We start from the raw sequence: 22,935 nt of genomic DNA, 5'->3' as shown, positions 1-22,935 counted from the left end.
GAGCTACAGGTGCTCGATCGAGACCGATGTTTACGAGATTGGAGGACAAGAGCGAGCCTGGTAGATCGCCATGTTCAATCTTTGTTCTTCAACATGGCCAAAATCGCAGCTTCGGGCCGACTGGGCCGATCAGGAAGGGGAGGGGAAATCGCTGGTCGACTGCGTATCCGACGCAAACAAGGTCGAGCAGTGTCAAGGCTGCGCCATGCGAATTGTCCTGCCCCGATCGGGAGCAACGAGGCCTCCGCGCTCCATGAAGGTTGCAAAGCGCCCCGTGTCGCGCTCGCTCGTCGGCTCGCGGTCATCATGCATGCCATGCTGCGCGATGGCACTTTGTTCCAGGCGTGAGGTAGGATAGAACCAGTTTGCCAGCGGTGCAGCGTCAAAGCTGATCCGAGGGCGGTGTCCGCAGAGGGAACGCAGGGACGAACGATCTGCGAAGGCAGTCAGTTGTTTCAAAGCCCGCACCGAGTCAATGCAACGTTCGCCTCTGTGAGACCCGATACAGCACGACCAAGCTCCAGTTCGGCCAGATCCATGAGAACCTTAAACGATCGGCACCGCCTAGCAACTGCAATTACAGATCCTGACCCTGAAGCGCGGGGGCGTCGCGGCGCTCGATTGCATGCATGCCACGAAAGACTATGGGCAGGGCATTGGTCATCGGCTAGATCGGGGCTGATCCGTTGCTCCTGAAAGATAGCGCAGTCCCTCTGAAGGTCATCACCAAAGCAGCCCCAGGAGGCTGTTCGCCCACTTGACGTATTGCCATGCAACCAAGTGTACCCGCGCTATCGCTTGGGAAGGTCAGCAAGTAATGCTGGTCTCGATCAGACTGACGCCATGACGTTCGCATGTGGAACGGAGATTCGGATCGTCGATCCGATCAGTGACGAAGAAATCGATCACATCCATTCCACACACGCGCACTGGAGCCGAGCGCCCCACCTTGCTGGAATCAGCTACAAGGATCACCTTGCGCGCGTTACGGATGATCGTCTGCGAGACTTCCACTTCATCGATCGCGAAATCGAGCAGACTTCCGTCAATATCGATCGCCGAGATGCCGATGAGCGCATAGTCGACGCGAAAATTTTCGATGAAGCGCATTGCGAGCGCTCCCACCACGGCACGATCGCCGGTGCGCACCTTGCCGCCTACGCAGACAAGTTCCATCGCCTGATGATCTGAAAGGGTGTCAACGACGTTGAGATTGTTCGAGACCACCATGAGGTTGCGATGATGCACAAAATTTGCAGCCACAGCCTCGGTTGTGGTGCCGATATTCACGAACAGGGAAGCGCCATTGGGGATCAGCGCGGCAGCTGCTGCCCCAATACGAGCCTTCGCATTCGATGCGACAGTCCGACGTGCGTCATAGGCCAGGTTGTCAACGCCGGAGGTCACCAGCGCTCCGCCATGAATGCGGGAAAGCAGCGACTGTCCGGCTAGCACGTTCAGGTCCTTGCGGATCGTTTGCGGTGTTACGCCAAGCCGCTCGGCTAGATCTTCAACGGCAACGCTGCCAGCGCTGCGGGCTATCTCCAGGATATGCTCTCGACGTGCTACGACGACATCGCCTTCAGCCGCGGTTCCTCGCTCCATTGCTCCTGCTTCCTGTTTCCTTGTGATCTTGCTGATCACTAAAGCGAAGCGACGCACCGGGAAAGTGTGCTGAGATAGGCATCGATTTCAGTCTCGGTCCCAGGCGGCACATGCAAGCCCAGCTTCGAGCGTCGGTAAAGAATATCCTCTGCTGTACGCGCCCATTCGGCCGCGAACAGATATTCTATCTCGGCGGCGTGGAGCCCGGCCCCGAAGTCCTCGCCCAGGTCAGCCGGAACGCTTGCGGCGCCAAGAATCTGGATCGCTTCTGTGCCATATGCCCGAGCGAGGCGGCGAAGCAACTTTGAGGGCATGGCTGGCCACCGCGATGACAGGTCAGCCACAAACCGATCAAAGTCCTGCCCCGGCAGATTTCCACCGGGCAGCGGTTCACCTGCTGTCCAGGCCTTCCCGGCAGTTGGGAACACTTCAGCTATATGCTCCATCGCATGCTCAGCCAATTTGCGATAAGTGGTGATCTTTCCGCCGAAGATACTGAGTAGTGGCGCCCGTGTTTTCTCGGGTTTCTCGAAATCGAGCACATAGTCACGCGTTACCGCAGAGGCGTTGGCAGCATGATCGTCATAAAGCGGGCGGATGCCGGCATAGCTCCACACGATATCGGACGGTGTAATCTCCTTTTCGAAATAGCGATTCACCGTCGCGCACAGATAGTCGACTTCGCCCTGGCTGATTTCAGCCTTGCCGGGTTCGTCCGTCCAGGGCTCATCGGTGGTGCCAATCAGTGTGAATTCGCCTTCATAAGGAATCGCGAAGACGATGCGACGGTCCGGATTCTGCAGCATGAACGCATGGTCGCCATCGTAGAGGCGCGGCAATATCATATGACTGCCCTTGACGAGCCGCACGCCGCGATTGTTGTTGCTGCGCCCGATACGGCCAAGAACCTTATCGACCCATGGACCGGCGGCATTGACCAGCATCCTTGCGCGCACCTGACGGACTGTACCGGCTTTCGTTTCGAGCGTTGCAATCCACTCGCCATTTTCGTTTTGTGCTTGCGTTAGCTGTGTGCGTGTTTCGATCCGGGCGCCGCGGGCAGCCGCATCCATTGCGTTAAGTACGACGAGCCGGCTGTCTTCCACCCACCCGTCTGAATAGACGAAAGCCTTGCCCCGTTTCTTGCCCTTCTGGGGCTTGAGCCCGATCCCGCCCGGGCTCCGGTCGAGGTTTATCGTTTCGGTTCCGGGCAAGTTCTTCCGGCCACCCAGATTATCGTAAAGGAACAGGCCAAGTCGGACCATCCAGGCGGGGCGGGGGGAAAGTGATTGCGGGAGGACGAACCGCAGCGGCCACATGATGTGCGGCGCCATAGCCAGTAACCGCTCGCGTTCGATCAAAGCCTCTCGGACTAGGCGGAATTCGTAATATTCCAGATAACGCAGCCCGCCGTGGATTAGTTTTGTCGATGATGAGGAGGTATAACTGGCCAGATCGTCCTGCTCTACCAGCAGGACCGAAAGTCCGCGGCCGGCGGCGTCGCGTGCTATCCCGGCGCCATTCACGCCTCCCCCCACGATCAACAAATCATAGGTTTCGACGTGCATACCGGTAGCAGGAGAGGGGGGCGGGCATGCGGTCATTCGATCTTCTCTCGATAGGAAGGCGGCGGAAGTGTCCTGGTTCGATCCGAAGGGCATCATTCCCAGGTTTCTTTCGATAGAAAATAATATGCCGAAACCGAAAATGCAAACGAAAGAGTTGACGTTAATATGAAAGCGTGTGCAGATGGGGCAGTTTCAGATGAAAATTGTTCCAACGTGGGGAGACTTGAAGGTGGAATATCGCCGCGCCCTGATCGGCGAACTCATCTCCGAGGCCTTGGCGGTCGCGATCATAATCCTGATCGGTGATGGTGCGGCAGCCATGATCACCCTTTATGACCCGAGTCCCTACGCTCAGGCCTATTGGGGCGTTTGCATCGCCTGGGGGCTGGGCGTGACAATCGCGATCTATGTCACGGGTGCCGTTTCCGGAACACACGCCAATCCAGCGGTCACGCTGGCGCTCGCTTTTTTCCGTGGTTTCCCCAAACGCAAGATTTTGCCTTATTGGATAGCGCAGGTGATAGGTGGGTTCATCGGTGCCAGCCTGGTGCTGCAACTCTATCATCCGGTGATTGACGCTTATAATGCAGCCCATGGCTTGACGCGTGCGACAGGTGGCGCCGCTGGGGTATTCTTCACTCATCCCGGCGAACATATCACCCCGATCCACGCATTCTGGGATGAAGTGATCCTGACCGGCCTCCTGTTGCTGGGAATCTTCGCCATCACGGACGAGTTCAACGATGTTGCGCCACGGGCGAATTCGAGCGCTCTCATGATCGGTCTGCTGGTCGCGACCATTGGCGCGTCCGCAGGATATCTGGAAGCCTGGGCACTCAATCCCGCTCGCGATTTTGGGCCACGGCTTCTGGCTTGGCTCGCCGGATACGATCAGGCCGCTTTTCCAAGTCCCGAGAATTACTGGTGGGTCCCGATTGCCGCGCCGTTACTTGGTGGAACGCTCGGCGCTGGTCTCTATCAAATTGCCGTCAAGCCATATTTACCTTCGCGAAGCAAGTCAGGTGCGCCGGGCGATACGGACATGCCTGTCAAGTAAACCTTTGAAGAAAAGCCCGGAGAGCCGCCTAATGCCTCAGCCTGTGCACATTCTGGCCATCGATCAAGGCACGACATCGACGCGCGCCATCGTGTTCGACAGGCACGCGCGTCCCGTTGCAAGCGCGCAATGTGAGTTCGAACAACATTATCCCGACCTGGGGTGGGTGGAGCATGACCCGGAGGACATTTGGCGCGACACCCTCCGTCTTGCCAAAGAAGCTATCGAGAAGAGCGGGGTGGGTACCGGCGGCATTGCCGGCATCGGCATCACCAACCAGCGCGAGACAGTGGTCGTTTGGGAGCGCGGTACTGGGAAGGTGATCCATCGCGCCATCGTGTGGCAGGATCGCCGTACCGCCAGACTATGCGCCGAACTCAAGGGAGAGGAAGGATTTGAGGCGGAAGTGCGCTCGCGTACCGGCCTTCTCGTCGATCCCTATTTTTCGGGCACCAAGCTCGCCTGGATTCTTGATAATGTCGGCGGCGCCAGAGAGCGCGCTGAAAGGGGTGAGCTTGCGTTTGGCACCATCGATAGTTTCCTGATCTGGCGCCTGACGGGTGGGAAGGTTCATGCCACGGACGTGACCAATGCTGGTCGGACGATGCTCTACAACATCCGCGAGCAACGTTGGGATGAGGAAATGTGTCGTCTGCTGCGTGTGCCGATGCAGGTGCTTCCCGAGGTGCATGATAATGCGCATCATTTCGGCACGACTGACGCTGCGCTTCTGGGCGCAGCAATCCCCATTGCCGGTGTTGCCGGGGATCAGCAGGCCGCGCTGTTCGGTCAGGCTTGCTTTGGCGTGGGAATGGCGAAGTCGACCTATGGCACCGGTTGCTTCATGCTCCTCAACACGGGTACCGAGGCATTGGAATCAAATAACCGCCTCCTCACGACACCAGCCTATCGCCTGAACGGGCAGATGACCTATGCTCTTGAGGGTTCGATTTTCGTTGCTGGCGCGGCGGTGAAATGGTTGCGGGACGGGATCGGCGTCATCACGCATGCTCGTGAAACGAACGATATGGCTACGCGGGTTCCCTCCAGTCATGGTGTCTATATGGTTCCGGCTTTTGTGGGACTTGGCGCGCCTCACTGGGATCCTGATGCGCGTGGTGCGATTTTTGGCCTGACGCTTGACGCGACCCAGGCCCATCTCGCTCGCGCCGCGCTTGAGGCGGTCGCCTACCAGACTATGGATCTTGCAGAAGCGATGGTCTCAGATGGCGGCGCAGCCCCTGCCAAACTGCGCGTCGATGGCGGTATGGCCGCCAATGACTGGCTTTGCCAATTCCTTGCCGACATGCTCGAGACGAAGGTTGAGCGGCCCGTTCATCTTGAGACGACAGCGCTTGGCGCTGCTTTTCATGCGGGCCTTGCAACAGGGCTCTGGGCGGATCTCAACGCTCTGGCCGAAACCTGGACGCAGGGACAGATTTTTGAACCGAAAATGGCGAATTTTGAACGCAAAACGCTCGTTGCCGGATGGCAAGATGCAGTTCGCCGTACGTTGCGTTAGCAAGACGATCTGAGCCAGAAATGCTATAACGGCGGCATTACTAATCTGATATCGGACGTGTCGTCGTACTTCGTCGCCATGATTGCGCAGCTCAACCGTGAGCGCTTCTTGCGGAAAGTCCGGCAATGATGTGCCAAAGCGAACGGGCAAGAGCACGCTGGCCGGCGGTTCTCCGCACAATCGCGGGAACGCTGGGGGCCTACGGCGTGACATCGCTTGCAACCGTGGCCCTCTCGCTGCTGTTGGTCCGGATCGGAATGGGGCAGGCCGAGGCCCTTATAGTCGCAACTTTGGCGAGCTTCGCAATGTTTGCCTTCATTGCCATGGCGACCTTCCATTTCCGCGGTGTTGCTGGTGTGTGGGGGTGGCTGCGACGCTTTCCGTTGTGGCCGGCATTGTCATCCTGCTGACGGCGCTCGGAACAAAGGTATGACGCTTGTGATACCCCAACCGCAACCCGCGCAATGCGGCGCGGCCCTGTCCGGGACAAGCGCTGCGCCGGCTATGCCGCCCGTATATGCATCAGCGTGGCAGCCTTCGAGCCGGTATGCCGATCAACCCATGAGCCTGGGGACGCGACAGTTCGGCATTGGGGGCGTGTCGGTGATCGGGCTGCTGATCCTGTGTGCGGCGTTGTTTACCTGGCGGACCTATAGCGCACCGCCTGCATCGACTACCCTTAACGTGTTCGACGTCCGGGCTCCCGCATCACCCCCAGAGATTCAGCCGGAAGAGAAGGATGCGCTCAGGCCGGTCGAGAGGACGGAAAAGTCTACGGAGCGGCCCAAGGTGCAACTGGTTGAACGCACGATCGTGCCGATCCCGCCGGTGTCGGTGCCCTTACCGCGAGTGACGCCCACGCCCACTCATCCGGCGCCAACGGAACCGGAGACGGCCGCGCCCGAGACCATGCCCGCGCCATTGGCGCCTCAGGTGGCAAGCCACGGAGCCGATAGCTGGGAAGGCCGCGTCCTTGCGGCGCTCAACAAGCATCGCCAATATCCGCGTGCGGCGATGGCGCGGGGGCAACAGGGAGCGCCCTGGATTCGTTTCGTGATGGACCGCGAAGGCAAGGTCCTATCATCCCGCCTCGAACGGTCTTCGAGCTTTCCTGACCTCGATCGCGAAGCGGTTGCGCTTGCAAAACGGGCATCACCACTTCCCAAGCCGCCCGACGACAAACCCGGCGAAACGCTGGAACTGGTCGTGCCGGTGGAGTTCTCCCTGACCCGGTGAAGGCGAGGTAACGTGATGGGCACCGTGTTACACCAGGCAGACCAAAAGTTTCTTCGATTACGCCCCTTCATCGACGATCAGGGGTGATATCATCCCATTCCATCTGATAACTGCTCCATTCTCATCGAGCTGAGGATGTGCCCGACTTCTCATGAGGAGATAATTTCCTCCCGTTTGCGCCATTCGAAATGTGGTCGAAAACGGTCGCACTGACGGCAACCAGGCAAGCCATTCCGCACGAACCCGTGCGAGATCGTCCGTGTGCATTTTGCTATACCAGCGATCAATTCTCTTTTGCATTGCTTCGCCCTCGATGTCCGTCGCTAATGGGCTGATATAATCTACGGTTCCATCAGGCCTGGCTGCCCAGGCAATCGTCGGACTCACTTCTGCAAGGTGCCGGAAATGCGCATCGCTAAGGTGAAGCTTGCGAATGATGTGCTTCTGTTCTGTGACATCGACTGTCACTAACGAAAGACCGATGACGTCGCCGCCTACATCGACAACCTTTTGTACAAATACTTGATAGTCTCGTTCGGCTATAACGACTTCCTGAGTGGGAGTATGGTCATTTTTCAGCGCTGCGTTCAATATTTCTCGGAGTTGGTCGAGAGTGGGGTCGGATAATACCTCATCAATTGTCTTACCCGTAATTTGAAATGAACTGGCTCCCAGCATCTTGGCGAAGAGATCGTTCACGCGTACGTGGCGCAAGTTCACATCCAGGAAGCATAGCCCCGCGGGGGACTGTTGGTACAGGGATCGGAGCTGATGGAGTTGCTGAAACGGCGAGGCGTCGAGTAAAGGTGGGGTATCGGTGTGAGGTGTTCCCAGTCCATCTACCATCTCGCGAGCCTCGTGGGCCGGCACTCCCGCACCAAAAAGCCAGCCTTGGCCCAGCGGACAACCAAGATCCGATAGAATCGAGGCTTCCTTCTCCGATTCTACGCCTTCTGCGACAACGGTAATTCCAAGGCTTTGTCCGAGACCAATGATGGCAGCTGCAATTCGCCGCTTCCCCGCATCCCGGTCCAGGCCACGTACAAAGCGAGCATCGATCTTGAGCTTTCTGAACGGAAAGGCTTCCAGTCTTGCGAGACTGGAATAGCCGGTCCCGAAATCATCGATCGACACTTTAACGCCCAGGGAATCCAGTTTCCGAAGCGTAGCGTATGCTGTTTCCTCCTGAGAATGGAGCGATCCTTCGGTGACTTCAATCTGAAGACGATTCAGTGGAAAACCTGCCCGAACTTCTTCCGCCATGAGCCAGTCAGGCATTTCCTCATGCAGGAGTTGACATGGGGAAATGTTGAAAGCGATGAAGAATGTGCCGGGCCAATCTCTGGCCTGCGCACATGAGGATCGTATCAAAGCCTTGGTAAGATCATCAATCAGATTATGCTTTTCCAGCAGCGGGATGAAGTGATCTGGCGGAATGTTCCTTCCCCCGGATGCCGTCCATCGAGCCAAAATCTCGAAACCTGCGAGATGTCCGGAGTCAATTGATACAATAGGCTGAAAAGCGGGCCAGATATTCCCGTTTGAGATTGCCGATTTGAGTCTGGCTTTAATATAATTATTGCTAAATCCTCTTGTTGATCTTCCTTCTACCGAGAAATTTACAGTGCGATTTGCTTTCGCAGGATTCGTTGCTATGGCCTTCTGTTTTCCATAAATCGCCATGTCATGGGCGACTCGGCTTACTCTCCGCCCCAAAGTTTAACTATCAATAAACTATAAGAGCCCGATCGGAAATTAAGTTGAGTGGTATCAGCAGGTTAGCTTGACGGCCTGACCTGTCGTTGATTCATGAGTTTCGCCAAAAACTACCATGGATACAACGATGTGGACCGATACCACTCGCGCCCTTCATGCGCGAAGCGGGCTGACTTTGCCAAGTGATATGACTGATGCCGAGTGGGCGGTTCTGGAACCATTGCTGCCACCAGCATCACATGTCGGGCGACCTCGCAAATGGTCGCTGCGGCGCATTGTCGAGGCTATCCTATACTTGCTGCGCGGGGGCTTGCCCTGGCGGATGCTGCCGCCTTGCTTTCCGCCTGTTTCGACCGTGCGGCACTGGTTCTACCTTTGGCGCGACAACGGGCTGTGGCTGACGATCAATCACACACTGCTGATGGTTGCACGCGAGGCGCACGGCCGGGAGGCTTCGCCCAGCGCCGGCGTGATCGACAGCCAAAGCGTGAAAACCACGGAAAGCGGAGGGCCTCGTGGCTATGACGCGGGCAAGAAGGTCAAAGGGCGCAAGCGCCACGTCCTCACCGACACCGAGGGAAATCTCGTCCATGCCGTGATCCACACCGCCGACATCCAGGACCGCGACGGCGCGCCGATGGTGTTGGCCGAAATCATTCGGCGCTTCCCCTGGCTGCGCCATGTTTTCGCTGATGGAGGCTATGCCGGAGACAAGCTCAAGGACGCTCTGCGCCGCTTCGGCAAATGGACCATCGAGATCATCAAGAGGTCCGATGCAGCGAAAGGCTTCGACGTGCTGCCCCGACGCTGGGTGGTCGAACGCACGCTGGCATGGCTGAACCGGAACCGGCGGCTCGCCAAGGACTTCGAACAAACCATTGCGTCGGCAGCCGCATGGCTCTTCATCGCATCGATCCAGCTCTTTGCCCGACGCATCGCAAGATCATGAAATCCGCGACGATAATTTTGAATCAGACACTAAGGGACGCATTCTGGGACTGGTTATATCAATCGTAATTCTGAGAGCAGCGATCAATGCTCAGCCCTGTTTGTTGGGCGCCTCATATCAGATGGCGATCGTTCAGGCCGCAATCGGCGCCTGGAACCATTCCCAACCACCCATGCGCTGCGATTTTCGACGGTAAAGCGCCTCATCAGCGCGCTTCACCAGAAGTTGCAGTTCATCGCCGTCCTGGGGGTACAGGCTTGCACCGACACTGGCGCCGACCGCGGCTATGCTTCCATCGATTATGACCGGCTGGCGCAGGGCCGCGTCAATCCGCTGGCAAATTGGTTCGACGGGCCATGGGCTTCGCAGGCCGGGTAGCAGTACAGCAAATTCATCGCCTCCTATGCGGCAAACGAGATCGCCTTCCCGAACGCATTCCTTGAGCCGCTGAGCCACAGTTCTCAGCATTTCGTCGCCTGCATCATGGCCCAAACGATCATTGATCGCCTTGAAGCCGTCCAGATCGATCACAAGTACAGCCATCATATTGTCTGCGATCGCGCCCCGTGTTGCGTGCTCTGCCCATAGATCTTGCAGCACCCGACGATTGGCAAGACCGGTTAGCGGGTCCTCAAACGCAATGCGACGTAATGCGTTCTCGGCCTCACGTCTGCTCGAAATGTCATCGAATAGCGCGATGCCGATGCCCATCTCGTGAAGGAGAATTCCGCGATGCTGAGCCGTTCTGATCCTGTTGTCAGCGCATAAAATTTCGACCTCGCAAACATCTATTTCCGAAATACCATCCGACTGCGCGAGCCAAAGATCGTGCCAAAGCCGACGGGTTTCCCGGCGGTGATGCTCATGCGGATAGGCCTTATCGATCCAGTCACTGACGTTTGTGAAAGTCCCTTCGGCGTAGCCGAACGTCTTTGTAAAAGCCCGGTTGACGAACTGAATCTCTCCTTGCGGTAAGGTGGCCCAGGACAGAGGAATCGGGAGCGCATCCAGAATGACGTGCAAGTCACGGAACGACAGGGCGCCGGCATTCGCCGCGCGTTCAAGAAATTCCTTCATGGTATACCTACTTCGCTAGGCTCGCTGAGGCCTTCATGGCTCCCATGCATACGCAATAGCATGCTTAACCGTTAAATCTTAACCCCGCATCTATGATCCGGGGTCGTGATCGGAAAAATAGACAAAATCGGTCCGGGGCGGCTTCGAAATTGCCTACAGGGGCGTAGGCCTCACCTGCAATCAGATGGACAGTGCGGCCTGCCCAAAAAACGGCGGTTGGCGTTGCTGTCCAGTTTTTACCAGCCACCTCCCAACGCCCGATAGAGCTGAACGGTCGCCGTTCCTTGCGCGATGCGGGTTTGCTCCATCTTGTCCTCGTCCGAGAGGGCATCCAGTCGGGCCTGCAACACATCGCCCAATTGGGTGCGTCCGGCATCGTACAATATCGCCAGTTGGTCGGCGCGTCGGCGCGCCATGTCGGATGTACGGATAAGCCCGGCCAGGCGTTCGTCCAGCCCCGTCCGAAAGCCATAAGCGGATTCAACTTCCTCGAGCGCCGACAGCATGGCCTGGTCATAATTGGCGAGAGCAGCCTCAAGTTCGGCATCGCCCGCCTTCACTCTGGCCTGCAACCTTCCGGCATTGAAAAGCGGCATCGATGCGGAAAGGCCGACCAGACCTCCGGTTCCGCCATAACCTGGCAGGCCGCCCAGTTCGATATGCCCGTTCTGCCGAAGGAAATGGATGGCGAAACGCGGAAGCAGATCGGCCTTCAGGCTCTTGAGGCGCGCCGCGCGCGCGTTCACCAGCCAAGATCGCGCCGCGACATCAGGCCTGCGAGCAAGAATGTCGGAAGGTAGCTGCCCCGTGGGCGCGCCCGGCGTCTCAAAAGTGGCGGAGGCGATCATGGCCGGCGCCTGTTCGGGCAGGTCGCCCGCCAGCACGGCCAGTCGCCGCCGGCGCGCATCGATGAGGGATGTGAGAGCCGGGCGGGAGGCGCGCAGCGCCTCAAGGCCATTGCGAGCGCGGGTGACATCGGCCGCTGTCGCAGCGCCCGTCCGCTGTCGGGCGGCTGCATAATCGACAAGGCGGCCCGCCGTCGCCTCGCTGCGATCAAGGACGGCGAGGCGACGTCTCAGCCCCTGCAACTGCTGATAATTCTCGACGACATCGGCGGCGACCATGAGCCTGACGGCATCAGCCGTTCGTGCGGCACTTTCGGAAAGCGCGCGCGCCATTTCGGCGTCTGCGTGACTTCCACCGAACAGGTCAGCCTCCCAGGTGGCTCCAAGACCTACCAGATATCCACTGCCGCTGTTTCCGGACAGCGATGGCAGCATGGCCTGCCACTTGTCATCGAGCCCGGCATCGCTCTGACTGGCCCAGGCTGTGCCATTTGCGGCAACGGTAGGATAAAGTGCGGATTCCGCGACAGTGACCAGCGCTCGCGCGGCGGCGACATGGGCCTTTGCAGCGCGGATATCGGCGTTTACTTCGAGCGATTTCTCGATCAGCGCATCAAGAGCGGGATCGCCCCACGCCGTCCACCAGCGGTCTGTCCCGGTTATTGCCGCGTCGTTCGCCGCCGCTGCGTCGAGGCGAGCGGGCGGAGTGACGCGTGGCGCGTGAGAAGACGTGTTAGGAACGCTGGCACAGGCGGTGAGCAGCAGCGCGAGCGAGGGGGGAAGCAATCGGCTATGCATTCTGATTTTCCTGGGTGATGTCATCCATGACCTTTAGCCCTGCCTTGAGAGCATCGAACGGAAGCGGCTGACGGCCATCGCCACGAAGAACACGCCCGAGCCGCAGATGATCGCGAGTTCCGGCAGGATCGTTCGCACGCCCGCGCCGCGATAGAGGATCGCCTGGGAGAGGCTGACGAACTGGGTGGTCGGCAGACACAGTGCAATCGTGCGGATCGCCGAGGGCATGCTCTCGAGCGGCGTCGCCGCCCCCGAGAGCAGATAGGCGATGGCATAGACGGGCACCGCGAAGAGCCCGAACTGCGGCATGGATGGCGCGAGCGTCGCCATCCACATGCCGAGCGAGGTGACCGAGAAGAGATAGAGGAACATTGCCGCTGTAAAGAGCAGGAGAGATCCGGTCAGCGGCACGCCCACAGCGCCATGAACGACGAACCAGAGGGACGCGATCGAGGCCAGCAGGATGACGAGGCCGTTGGCAAGGATCTTGGCGAAGGCGATCTCGCTGGCGCGCACGGGCATCACCAGCAGATGCTCGATCGTGCCATGCTCACGCTCACGGATCACCGCCGCGCCGACGAGGATGATCGAGAGCACCGTCACATTGGTGACGATCTGCATGACCGAGGTATACCAGGCCGACTGGGCGTTGGGATTGAAATGCATCCGGCTTTCGACCTGGACCGGCAGCGCCTCCAGGAGGCCCCGGGCATGGAGGAAGTCGAGCGTTTCCTGAGCGAATATCTGCTGGAAATAGGCAGCGCCCAGACCTGCCTGCGTCATGGCAGTCGCGTCGACGAGAATCTGGACGGAGGGCGACCGGCCCGCGAGCGTATCGGCTTCGAAGCGGGGCGGGATCTCGATCACGAAGATATATTGGCCGCTGTCCATCGCAGGGCCGATCGCGGATCGCTCGATGTCCTCGGGTGGTTTGAAATAGGGCTGCTGGATGGCATCGCGCAGTCGGCGCGACAGTTCGGAATGATCCTCGTCCATGATCGCGACCGAAGCGTTCATGACCTCTGCGCGCACCCCGTTCGCAACAAGCTGGATCGCCACGGTGAAAGCGAAGAGGATAAGCGCCATCAGCGTCACATCCTTCATGACACTGCGCAGTTCCTTGCCGCTCAGAAGCGCGACGTTGAGAATCCAGCGCGTCATTTCTCCTGCTTTCCCAGCATCAGGCGTGCGCCGCCCACGAAGAGCAATGCGAGCGCCATCAGGGCCAGATAGGCCTGGCCGAAACTGGCCATGCCCAGACCCTTGGTGAATGTGCCCAGACTGACGATCTGGAACCAGGAGGAGGGAAATGTCAGCCCGATCATATGGCTCGGGCCTGTCAGGGTCGAAACGGGGTAGAGGAGCCCTGAGAAGTTCACCGACGGGATGAGGCAGATGAGCGACGTCGCGAAGATGGCGGCGACCTGCGAGCGCACAAATGCGGAGATCATCAGCCCGAGCCCGGTGACTGACAGGATGAAGAGGAAGCCACCGATCAGAAGGGCCGGCAAGGACCCCTTGAGCGGCACTCCCAAAATGAAGACAGTCACGAGGATCAGCGTCACGAAACTGATCATCGCCAGAAGGGCATAGGGCATCTGCTTGCCGACCAGGAATGCGCCCAGGCTCGCCGGCGAGGCGTAGAGATTGGTGATCGAACCGATCTCCTTCTCTCTCACGACCCCAAGGGCCGTCAGCATTGCGGGAATGAGGATCATGCAGAGCATCAGGACGCCCGGCGCCATGGCGTAGATGCTGCGAAACTCCTGGTTGTAGATGAAGCGGGGTTCGATCGTGGACGAAAGATCAGGGATTGCGAAGAGCTGCGTGGACCGCAGTTGATCGATCGAATAGCGAAGGAGAATGGCCTCGGCATAAGCGCGCGCGTTCGACGCGGGGAAGGGGCTTGCGCCGTCGATCCGCACGTCGATCGCGGGCCGCCGCCCTGCGGCCAGGTCGCGTCCGAAGCCGGGGGGTATGTCCAGCACCATCTTGGCCGATGCCTCGCGCAACGCCTGCTCGGCGGCGGCGTCGCTTTGAAGTTCGGGCTCAACCCGGAAATAGCGTGACCCTTCAAAATAACGTTGCAGGTCGCGGCTCGCGGCACTGCAGTCATGATCGAGCACGGCAAGGCGGATATTCTGGACGTCGAAGGAAATGCTGTAGGCTGCAATGCACAGCAGGATGATCGGGCCGATCAGCGCGAAGGCGAGCCGGATGCGATCGCGCATGAGTTCGGTCGCTTCGCGCCGGGCAAAGGCCCAGGCAAAGCCCGGCCAGTTGCCGGCAGCGGTCGGCAATCGCGGCACGCCCATAGCCATCGCTCGCGCACCGGCGGCCACAGTCGGGGAAGCAGCCGAAGTGTCGGTCGGCAAGGTAGCGGGGGCCGCAGTCGGCACTTCGTCATTATCCTTCTCGAGGACAGCGATGAACGCATCCTCGAGCCGCTCCGCATCATAACGCTGCGTGAGTTCCGCCGGCGCGCCGACGGCCAGAACCCGACCACGATGCATCAGCGATATGCGGTCGCACCGTTCCGCCTCGTTCATGAAGTGGGTCGAGACGAATATCGTCACCCCTTCGTCGCGCGAGAGCCGGATCAGGTGACGCCAGAACATGTCGCGCGCGGCCGGATCGACGCCGGATGTCGGCTCGTCCAGGATGAGGATCTCGGGTCGATGGAGGCAGGCGGCAGCGAGTTGCAGGCGTTGCCGTATGCCGAGCGGAAGCGCCGAGGGAACGGCGTCGGCATGGGCCTCGAGCTCGAACTGGGCAAGCGCGGCCGAAACCAGTTCGCCTGCCTGCGCGCGTGGCACGCGATAGAGCCGCGCATGAAGGACCAAGTTCTGGCGAACCGAAAGCTCTTCATAGAGGGAGAAGGCCTGCGACATATAGCCCACGCGCATGCGCGTCTCCATGTCTCCGGGGGCGATCGGCCGCCCAAAAAGGCTGGCCGTCCCGTCCGTTGCATCGAGCAGGCCGGTCAGCATTTTCATGGTCGTGGTCTTGCCGCAGCCGTTCGAGCCCAGAAAACCGAATATCTCGCCGCGTCCGATGCGAAAGTTCACATGATCGACCGCTACGAAATCGCCAAAGCGCCGGGTAAGGTCATGCGCCTCGATTGCCGGCGCCTCGCCCTTGTCCTGCCAGGCCGGCACGACCAGCGCGTCGCCCGACGGCCGCTTGTCTTGCGGGAGCAGGCGTACATAGGCGGCTTCCAGCGTATCCGCGCCCGCTTCACGCATGATCTCGCCTGTATCCCCTTGCGCGATCACCTTGCCATCATCCATCGCCACGAGGTGGCCGAAGCGCTCTGCTTCTTCCATGTAAGCCGTGGAGACGAGCACGGTCATGTCCGGCCGCTCCGCGCACATCGCATCCACCAGTTCCCAGAACTGCCGTCGCGACAGGGGATCGACACCCGTGGTGGGCTCATCGAGGATGAGCAGGTCGGGATCGTGGACCAGCGAGCAACACAGGCCCAGCTTCTGCTTCATGCCGCCCGAAAGCTTGCCGGCGGGCCGGTCCGGAAAGGGAGCGAGTCCCGTCGCGTCCAGCAGGCGCCGCAGATGCGCTTCCCGCTCGGCTGCGGACAGTCCGAAGAGGCGCCCGAAGAAGTCGATATTCTCGCGGACGGAAAGCGTCGGGTAGAGATTGCGACCAAGCCCCTGGGGCATGTAGGCGACGCGGGCAAGGAAATCCTCCCGCTTGCGACGCTCGGCAAGATCGAAGCCGAGAACCGAAAGACGTCCCGTCTGCAGCTTTTTCACGCCGGATATGAGGCCGAGCAGCGTCGACTTGCCGACACCGTCGGGCCCGACCAGCGCGGTGGTCTTCCCCTTGGGCAGGGAGAGCGAAACCTCGTTCAGGGCGACGATACCACCGTATCGATGCGAAAGGCTTTCGATCCGTATCGCCTCTTCGGGGAGGATCTGAGCGGGCGGGATCATTTGTCGATCTTGGTGAGGTCGGGCCAGGGCTGGTGCGTATCGGTGCGCACGAACCCGTCCGCCGTCATGCCGGCCTTCAGCCTTCCGTCCAGGCGACGGGCGAGATCGGGCGCGATCTGCAGCTTCACCCGGTAGGACAGGTTCTCGCGTTCGCTGGCCGTCTCGACGAATTTGGGCGTGAACTGCGCATCGGGCGCCACAAAGCTGACGCGCGCGGGAATGGCGTCGCCAAAACCCTGCGGAAGAATGCGTGCCTCGTCGCCGATCCTGATCTTGCCGGCGACCGAGGCGGGCAGGAAGATGGTGAGCCAGGCATCCTCGGCATTGACCAGCGACACGATCTTGCCGCCCGGCGGCAACATGGTTCCAGGCTCGACGATCCGATATTCGACGCGCCCGGGCGTCGGTGCGATGATCCGCAGGTCGGCAAGGCCGGCTCTGGTTTGCGCGATCAGGGCGTCGGCCTGGGCAATGGCCGAGCGTGCCTCGCCGACACCGCCGCCCGCCGCCTGCGCGCCACCTTGCGCAGCGCCCAATGCCAGGCGACGCTGCTCCAGCTCGACGTTCGAGACCATGTCGCGATCACGAAGCTTGGCTGTCTCGACCCAGTCGATGCGGGCGAGCTGGGCCTGGCTGTCCCGCGCGGCGAGCTCCCCTTGCGCGCGCATGAGGGCGGACACTGCCTGTTCGCGCTTGGCAAGCGCTCCGGCGAGTTGTGCCTTGAGGTCTACGTCATCCTGCCGGGCGATGACCTGACCCGCCCGGACGAGATCACCTTCATGGACGTCAAGCGACATCAGGCGGCCGGGATATTTGGCGGCGATATCGGTGCGCGTCATCTCGAGACGGCCGTTGCCGCGCACGATGGTTTCGGGGAGCTTGTCGGTGCGTCCAAACATCCACCACAGCCCGAAAGCCAGGGCGATGAGGACGACGGCCAGAATGGGAATGACGATACAGGCCCGCAGCTTCACGCTATGCCTCCTTGAGCGTTCATCGCACAAGCGCCACGCCGATCCGCAGGCGCGTCACGTGCTTGTTATAGTCGAGCAGATTTTCGCCGTAGCCGGTGAAGCCCTGGCCGAAGAGATAGAAGTCCGGGCCTCCGCCCAGGATACGCCGGAACGGGTAGGAGAGATCGGCGGTCAGAGCTCCCTTGCCGCTACCCAGGTTCAGACGGGTAGAAGCCGAGACGCGCAGCCCATCATCCTCGCCGGCCTCAATGAAAAGCCCGCTATTGCCGCGATATCGGCGAATGTCAGGATTGTCCGAAAGGTCTCCGAGATAGAGCCACAGCCGCGGCGCGATCGTCAGCCTTCGGTCCTCGCCGAGCGAGAAGACGGCCATCGGGGCCACATAGAGCATGTTGAGGCTGCGCGAGGCCGCGCCATCGCGTCCATTGGACTCATGGCGAAGGCCGATCTGGCCGCTGATCGTGGCCTTTTCTGACACGGGCAGGGCAGGCGAGAGATAGAAGAGCTCGGGTTGATAATCGATATTTCGGAAGGGTGAGGATTTCGCCGCCACGTCCCAGAACATGCGCTGGGTATAGGCGAAGTAGAGGCCGTCGATCAGCGAGGGAGAGCGGTCCATCCGCGCTCGACTTCCGAACAGCTGATATTTGAAACTGATCTGGATGCGCGCGTCGCTGTTGGTGCCGGGGCCATAGACCGCATAGATCGGTTCGTAGACCGAGAGATTGGGGATGAAAGCATTGCCCCGGGTTCGGTCTGCCGGCGATGGTGTGACAGGGGCTGGCGATATCTGCGTAGAGGTCGGGGGTGTGAGCGAGGGCGCCATAGCCAGGGCGGCAGGTGCAGAGCGGTCGGCTTCAGGATCGACGCCGATCGTCAGCAGGATTTGCTGCGTTGACCAGGAGGGAATGGACAAGACCGCGCCGTCCATGACGTCCTGAAAGTCGATCCGGTAGAGCGCCGCCGCGAAGCCATTGGCCGGGATCGTCAGAACCGCAGCCTGTTTTTCGCCTCGTTGCAGCCAGACCTTTCGATACGTGCCGTTGCTGACCAGATCGGCCGCAACCTTGTCGGGAAGGCGAACCTCCTGCGCGGCTGCCCCGGCATTGAGAACGCGCACATCGACAAGGATATACCTGCTCTCATCGCGGTTGCCGGCGCGCTGGACGACATATTCCAGAGCGCCTTGCGCGTGCGCCTGCGGCGCCAGTACGGCGCTGGCCGCAAGGGCAAGAGGGGCGGCCCGAACGATCACGCGAAAAGATGCTGTCCGTTATCGACCGGAATGACCGTGCCGGTGATCCCCTTCGCGGCATCGCTGACGAGGAAGGCGGCCAGCGCGCCGACGTCGCTGACGTCAACCAATTTTCCTGCGGGAACCTGCGCGGCAGCCCGATCGAGCAGTTCGTCGAACCGGTCGATCCCGCTCGCGGCGCGGGTGGCGATCGGCCCCGGTGAAATGGCATGTGCCCGGATGGCTTTGGCGCCCAGTTCCGCGGCGACATAGCGCGTCGCGCTTTCCAGCGCCGCCTTGACGGGGCCCATCAGGTTATAGTGCTCGACCACCCGCTCCGAACCATAGAAGGTCACGCAAAGCAGGCATCCGCCCGTCGCCATCAGCGGTTCGGCGAGCTTCGCCATGCGAAGGAAGCTGTGGCAGGACACGTCCATCGCGATCGAGAAGCCTTGCGCACTGCTGTCGACCACCCGACCGTGGAGATCCTCCTTCGGCGCGAAGGCGATCGAGTGCAGCAGGAAATCGAGGCCGCCCCAGCGTTCTTGCACTTGGGCGAAAAGCGCCTCGAGTTCGCCGGGGATGCGTACGTCGCACGGCGCAGTCCATTCGATGCCGAGCTGGTCGACGACAGGCTGGACCCAGTCCTTTGCCTTGTCGTTGAGATAGGTAGCGGCAAGCCGGGCTCCGCATCGGGCAAATGCCTCCGCGCACCCTGCCGCGATGCTATGTTCGTTTGCGATGCCGATAACGAGGCCGCGCTTCCCTTTCAGATCCACAAGCGGTGTCATCAAGCAAACCCCTCCAACAGATTGTCTCTGTGAATTGCGATCATGCGTTGAATTGCGATCGTGCGTTTCTCGGCGATATGGTTCTGCCAACGCTTCGCGTGCCTCCGTGGCGCTCTGCATCGCGCCGTTGTCCAGATGCACAGCGAAACCGCGTCCGTCGGCAATCGCTCTGAAGCCTTTGAAGGCGTCGAGCGGCTTTGCTCCTTTTTTACCGTTGCGGCGGGCATGGCTCGCCGTGAAGCAACGTTTCGACAATGGTTTCTGCAATGAGGATCCGCGCGGCATCCGCAGGTATTTCAGGGGCAAGAGATTGCAGGACGGTCGGAAAACTTGCAGGTTGATTGGCTGCGGCACTTAGCAATGCGAAAAAAAGTGCTGGGTGACTCGCCCGGATAATGCCTTGAGCGATCCCGTCCTCGTAAAGGGCACGGCAGCTTTCATAGGCGGGATAAATGAGTTGCTCCGTGACCAACGTTGATCGTTCAGACCTGTCTGCAGCGTGCCGAACGACAAAGTCCCTGACGTAGGGGTGATCGGAGTAAAAATAGACTATGCGAGGAAGTACGTCGCAAAGGCGGTCGTGAACCGAACGGCTTTCGTCGGAGGCAATTTTCGAGATCTCGGAAATTATCCCGGCCGCACTTTTCGTTATTGTGTCAAGGCACGCATTCCAGAGCTGAGCCTTGTTTCCAAAATGCACGCGAATCAGGTTCTGGCTGACACCGGCCGCCGACGCGATTCCTCTCAGATCCGCGCGCTCAAACCCGTCATGCGAAAATGCACAAATGGCGGCAGCCAACAACTCTTGCCTGCCTCCTGCCATATCCTTGGGCCTACGCCCACGGGGCGGAGTGGCAGGAGGAAAGATGACTTCACTCGACATGCGTGCTCCATGATATGTTCAGTTGAACATATATGACGTATTGCGCCGGCACAATGCTCGTTTCAGATTTGGTGGAACGGCGGTCGCCTCATTGACCGCCAAATCCACAAGCGGCCTCATGCAAGCTTCTCGCTCAATATTTGCAAGGTGTGCAGCGCGATCATGCGCTCCTCGTCGGTCGGAATAACATAGACCTTGATCAGGCTATCGGGCAGACTGATCAAAGGGCCGTTGCCAGCATTGGCGATCTCGTCAATCTCGAGCCCGAGCCATTTCAGGCTGTTGCAGATGCGACTACGCATGCCGGCGTCATTCTCGCCGATACCGGCGGTGAACACGATGCCATCTAGGCCGCCAAGTGAGGACGCGAGCGCCCCGGCCTCCCGGCCAGCCCGCCAGGCGAAGAGGGCGATCGCTTCCTCTGCTGGCGCGGTCGTGCTCGCGGAAAGCGTGCGCATATCACTTGATAGGCCCGAGACACCCAGCAGACCGGACTTCCTGTAGAGAAGATCTTCGACTTGCGCGGTAGTCATGCCCATCTGTGTCAGGAGATGCAGCACTACGCCGGGGTCCAGACCGCCACAGCGCGTGCCCATCATCAGCCCATCGAGCGCGGTGAAGCCCATTGTCGTATCGATGCTTTGCCCCGCCTGCATGGCGCACAGGCTGGCGCCATTGCCGAGATGCGCGGCGATCACGCGCCCTGCCGCAAGCTCCGGATCGATTTGCGCGAGGCGCCGGGCGACATATTCATAGGACAGGCCGTGGAAGCCGTAGCGGCGGATGCCCTGGTCGTGGAGCGCGCGCGGCAGGGCGAAACGCGAGGCCAGCGCGGGCTTATCGTGATGGAAGGCGGTGTCGAAGCAGGCGACCTGCGGCAGTCCGGGACGGAGCCTTGCGATCGCGCGGATCGCGGCCAGATTATGGGGCTGGTGTAGCGGCGCCAGCGGGCACAGTGCTTCAAGCTTGTCGATGAGGGCGTCGTCGACGAGGAGCGGCGCGGCAAAATCGGGGCCGCCATGGACGACCCGATGTCCGATCGCGATGATCTCCCGGCCTTCGAGCGGATGATCCGCCGCCCAGGCGAAGAGGTCCGCCAGCAGATCGGCATGGCTGAGCGAAGCGCCGTCGGGCCAGTCCCGTTCGAGCACCATGCTACCATCAGCCGAACGGGCCGCAAGGGTCGGCGCAATTCCGATCTTCTCGATCTTGCCGCCGGCCGAGAGCTGAAGCGTGCCGGCCGGATCGACGACAAACAGCGAGAATTTTATGCTGGAGGAACCCGAATTCAGGCTGACGACCGCTTTCATGTATGCGGCTCCTGCGGCAGGCCCGGCGCGGCCCTGGTCGCCGCGCGCGCCATCAGCACCGCGACCGCGCAGGAGGCAAGCCGCGTGCGCAGGCTGTCGGCCCGGCTCGTCAGGATGATCGGCACCCGCGCGCCCAGCACGATGCCCGCGGCATCCGCACCACCCAGGAAGGTCAACTGCTTGGCCAGCATATTGCCGGCTTCGAGATTGGGGACGACCAGGATATCCGCCTTGCCCGCCACCGGCGAGACGATGCCCTTTTCTTTGGCTGCTGCTTCGCTGATCGCATTGTCGAAAGCGAGCGGGCCGTCGAGCAGGCCGCCGCTGATCTGTCCCCGATCGGCCATCTTGCACAGCGCCGCTGCGTCCAGGGTCGACGGGATGTCGGGGTTGACGGTCTCCACGGCGGAAAGGATCGCGACTTTGGGTTCTTCAATGCCGATCACCTGGGCAAGGTCGATGGCGTTGCGAATGATATCGGCCTTTTCCTGCAGCGTCGGCGCGATATTGATCGCGGCATCGGTGATTATGAGAGGGGCAGGGTGGTCGGGTACGTCCATGATATAGGCATGGCTGATCCGGCGCTCGGTGCGCAGACCAGTGGATGAACGAACCACCGCGCCCATCAGTTCGTCGGTGTGGAGCGAGCCCTTCATCAGCAGCCTGGCCTCGCCTGACCGGACGAGCGCCACGGCCTTGGCGGCGGCATCATGGCTATGGTCGGCGTGGACGATCCGGACGCCCGAGATATCCTTGCCGGCCTCTTGTGCCGCCTGCCTGATCCTTGCGTCGGGTCCGACGAGGATCGGGGCGATCAGTCCTGCTTCGGCCGCTTCGATGGCGGCGAGGAGTGCCGCCGCGCTGCACGGATGGGCAACGGCGGTGCTCTCCGGCTCGCCTTTCGTGAGGTCGATCAGCCTGCGATAGCCGTCATGATCGCGCAGTTGGATTTCGGGTAGCGTCGCGCGTGCGCGCCGGACTTTCTCCCTGGGCGCCTTGACCTCGGCCTGGCCGGAAATCACGAGTTCCCCATCCTGATTGACGCAGCGGCAGTCGAATATGACAATGTCGTGGTCCGGGCGCTTCTCAATGACTGTGACCGAGGCTGTAATCGTGTCCCCCAGGCCCACCGGCCGGGTGAAACGGAGCGACTGGCTGAGGTAGATGGCGCCCGGGCCCGGCAGCTCGGTTCCCAGCACGGCGGAGATCAGGCCGCCGCCCCACATGCCATGGGCGATCACCCGCCGGAACAGATCGGTCGCGGCATAGTCCGCGTCCATATGGGCCGGATTGACGTCGCCGGACACCAGCGCGAAGAGCTGGATATCCTGCCCGGTCAAGGTGCGGACTATGCTTGCGGTATCGCCGACACCGATCTCATCGAAGGTGCGGTTCTCGATCATGGCGTCTTCGCTCATGG

The 22,935-nt window shown here is 60.6% G+C and carries 18 protein-coding genes and 1 pseudogene; 5 read left to right on the top strand and 14 right to left on the bottom strand.

The annotated features are described in order from the left end of the window. Positions 1-807: 807 nt before the first annotated feature. Together LQ220_RS14515 and LQ220_RS14510 are read right to left on the bottom strand one after the other, a co-directional pair. Entirely contained in the window at positions 808-1,644 is an 837-nt protein-coding gene (locus LQ220_RS14515; RefSeq protein WP_331711422.1) for a DeoR/GlpR family DNA-binding transcription regulator, read from the bottom strand. After that, positions 1,644-3,209 carry a glycerol-3-phosphate dehydrogenase gene (locus LQ220_RS14510; RefSeq protein ID WP_172598892.1) on the bottom strand — a complete coding sequence of 522 codons (1,566 nt, stop codon included), beginning with the start codon at positions 3,207-3,209 and terminating at the stop codon, positions 1,644-1,646. Before LQ220_RS14510 ends, LQ220_RS14515 begins: the two co-directional genes overlap by 1 nt. A 160-nt stretch (positions 3,210-3,369) precedes the next feature. On the opposite strand from LQ220_RS14510, the gene LQ220_RS14505 reads away from it, so the two are divergent. The 4 genes from LQ220_RS14505 to LQ220_RS14490 all read left to right on the top strand — a co-directional run bounded on the left by LQ220_RS14505 (position 3,370) and on the right by LQ220_RS14490 (position 6,988). Then, positions 3,370-4,230, top strand: coding sequence for an MIP/aquaporin family protein (locus LQ220_RS14505; protein ID WP_047099721.1), 861 nt, complete (start codon positions 3,370-3,372; stop codon positions 4,228-4,230). A gap of 31 nt (positions 4,231-4,261) precedes the next feature. Continuing rightward, complete coding sequence (glpK, locus tag LQ220_RS14500; protein ID WP_004207049.1) at positions 4,262-5,752, top strand: glycerol kinase GlpK; 1,491 nt, start codon at positions 4,262-4,264, stop codon at positions 5,750-5,752. 206 nt (positions 5,753-5,958) lie between these two features. Then, positions 5,959-6,162, top strand: a complete 204-nt coding sequence (locus tag LQ220_RS14495; RefSeq protein WP_230188915.1) for a hypothetical protein — start codon at positions 5,959-5,961, stop codon at positions 6,160-6,162. Between the two features lie 151 nt (positions 6,163-6,313). Further along, positions 6,314-6,988, top strand: coding sequence for a TonB family protein (locus LQ220_RS14490; RefSeq protein WP_230188914.1), 675 nt, complete (start codon positions 6,314-6,316; stop codon positions 6,986-6,988). Positions 6,989-7,045: 57 nt separating this feature from the next. Here LQ220_RS14490 and LQ220_RS14485 read toward each other — a convergent pair whose 3' ends face one another. Next, complete coding sequence (locus tag LQ220_RS14485; protein ID WP_084717589.1) at positions 7,046-8,671, bottom strand: EAL domain-containing protein; 1,626 nt, start codon at positions 8,669-8,671, stop codon at positions 7,046-7,048. Between the two features lie 160 nt (positions 8,672-8,831). Here LQ220_RS14485 and LQ220_RS14480 point away from each other — a divergent pair, with 160 nt between their 5' ends. Beyond that, positions 8,832-9,653 carry an IS5 family transposase gene (locus tag LQ220_RS14480; protein WP_025290619.1) on the top strand — a complete coding sequence of 274 codons (822 nt, stop codon included), beginning with the start codon at positions 8,832-8,834 and terminating at the stop codon, positions 9,651-9,653. Between the two features lie 132 nt (positions 9,654-9,785). Here LQ220_RS14480 and LQ220_RS14475 read toward each other — a convergent pair whose 3' ends face one another. The 11 genes and pseudogenes from LQ220_RS14475 to LQ220_RS14430 all read right to left on the bottom strand — a co-directional run bounded on the left by LQ220_RS14475 (position 9,786) and on the right by LQ220_RS14430 (position 22,933). Beyond that, on the bottom strand, positions 9,786-10,364 hold the full coding sequence (locus LQ220_RS14475) for a GGDEF domain-containing protein (protein WP_230188913.1): 579 nt from the start codon (positions 10,362-10,364) through the stop codon (positions 9,786-9,788). Between the two features lie 156 nt (positions 10,365-10,520). Further along, a pseudogene (locus tag LQ220_RS25045) lies at positions 10,521-10,730 on the bottom strand (PAS domain-containing protein); the annotation flags it as partial. A gap of 236 nt (positions 10,731-10,966) precedes the next feature. After that, the gene (locus tag LQ220_RS14470) at positions 10,967-12,373 is read right to left on the bottom strand and encodes a TolC family protein (RefSeq protein ID WP_230188912.1); all 1,407 of its coding nucleotides are present in this window, start codon (positions 12,371-12,373) and stop codon (positions 10,967-10,969) included. Between the two features lie 33 nt (positions 12,374-12,406). Continuing rightward, the gene (locus LQ220_RS14465; RefSeq protein WP_025290622.1) at positions 12,407-13,534 is read right to left on the bottom strand and encodes an ABC transporter permease; all 1,128 of its coding nucleotides are present in this window, start codon (positions 13,532-13,534) and stop codon (positions 12,407-12,409) included. Further along, a complete protein-coding gene (gene rbbA, locus LQ220_RS14460; RefSeq protein WP_025290623.1) occupies positions 13,531-16,323 on the bottom strand; it encodes a ribosome-associated ATPase/putative transporter RbbA in 2,793 nt (930 codons plus the stop codon). The genes LQ220_RS14465 and rbbA overlap by 4 nt, the downstream gene beginning before the upstream one ends. Next, complete coding sequence (locus tag LQ220_RS14455) at positions 16,320-17,297, bottom strand: HlyD family efflux transporter periplasmic adaptor subunit (RefSeq protein WP_025290624.1); 978 nt, start codon at positions 17,295-17,297, stop codon at positions 16,320-16,322. Before LQ220_RS14455 ends, rbbA begins: the two co-directional genes overlap by 4 nt. Positions 17,298-17,316: 19 nt before the next feature. Further along, entirely contained in the window at positions 17,317-18,552 is a 1,236-nt protein-coding gene (locus LQ220_RS14450; RefSeq protein ID WP_025290625.1) for a phospholipase A, read from the bottom strand. Then, a complete protein-coding gene (gene fabI / locus LQ220_RS14445; protein WP_025290626.1) occupies positions 18,549-19,322 on the bottom strand; it encodes an enoyl-ACP reductase FabI in 774 nt (257 codons plus the stop codon). The genes LQ220_RS14450 and fabI overlap by 4 nt, the downstream gene beginning before the upstream one ends. Positions 19,323-19,530: 208 nt before the next feature. Further along, positions 19,531-20,205, bottom strand: a complete 675-nt coding sequence (locus tag LQ220_RS14440) for a TetR/AcrR family transcriptional regulator (RefSeq protein ID WP_039996368.1) — start codon at positions 20,203-20,205, stop codon at positions 19,531-19,533. A 116-nt stretch (positions 20,206-20,321) separates the two neighbouring features. Beyond that, positions 20,322-21,515, bottom strand: coding sequence for an acetate/propionate family kinase (locus LQ220_RS14435; RefSeq protein WP_025290627.1), 1,194 nt, complete (start codon positions 21,513-21,515; stop codon positions 20,322-20,324). After that, positions 21,512-22,933 carry a bifunctional enoyl-CoA hydratase/phosphate acetyltransferase gene (locus LQ220_RS14430; RefSeq protein WP_230188911.1) on the bottom strand — a complete coding sequence of 474 codons (1,422 nt, stop codon included), beginning with the start codon at positions 22,931-22,933 and terminating at the stop codon, positions 21,512-21,514. The genes LQ220_RS14435 and LQ220_RS14430 overlap by 4 nt, the downstream gene beginning before the upstream one ends. Positions 22,934-22,935 lie beyond the last annotated feature (2 nt).

The organism is Sphingobium sp. CECT 9361 (assembly GCF_918741285.1).
In the GTDB taxonomy this organism is placed as follows: domain Bacteria; phylum Pseudomonadota; class Alphaproteobacteria; order Sphingomonadales; family Sphingomonadaceae; genus Sphingobium.
This window is presented reverse-complemented; position numbering and strand designations above follow the sequence as displayed.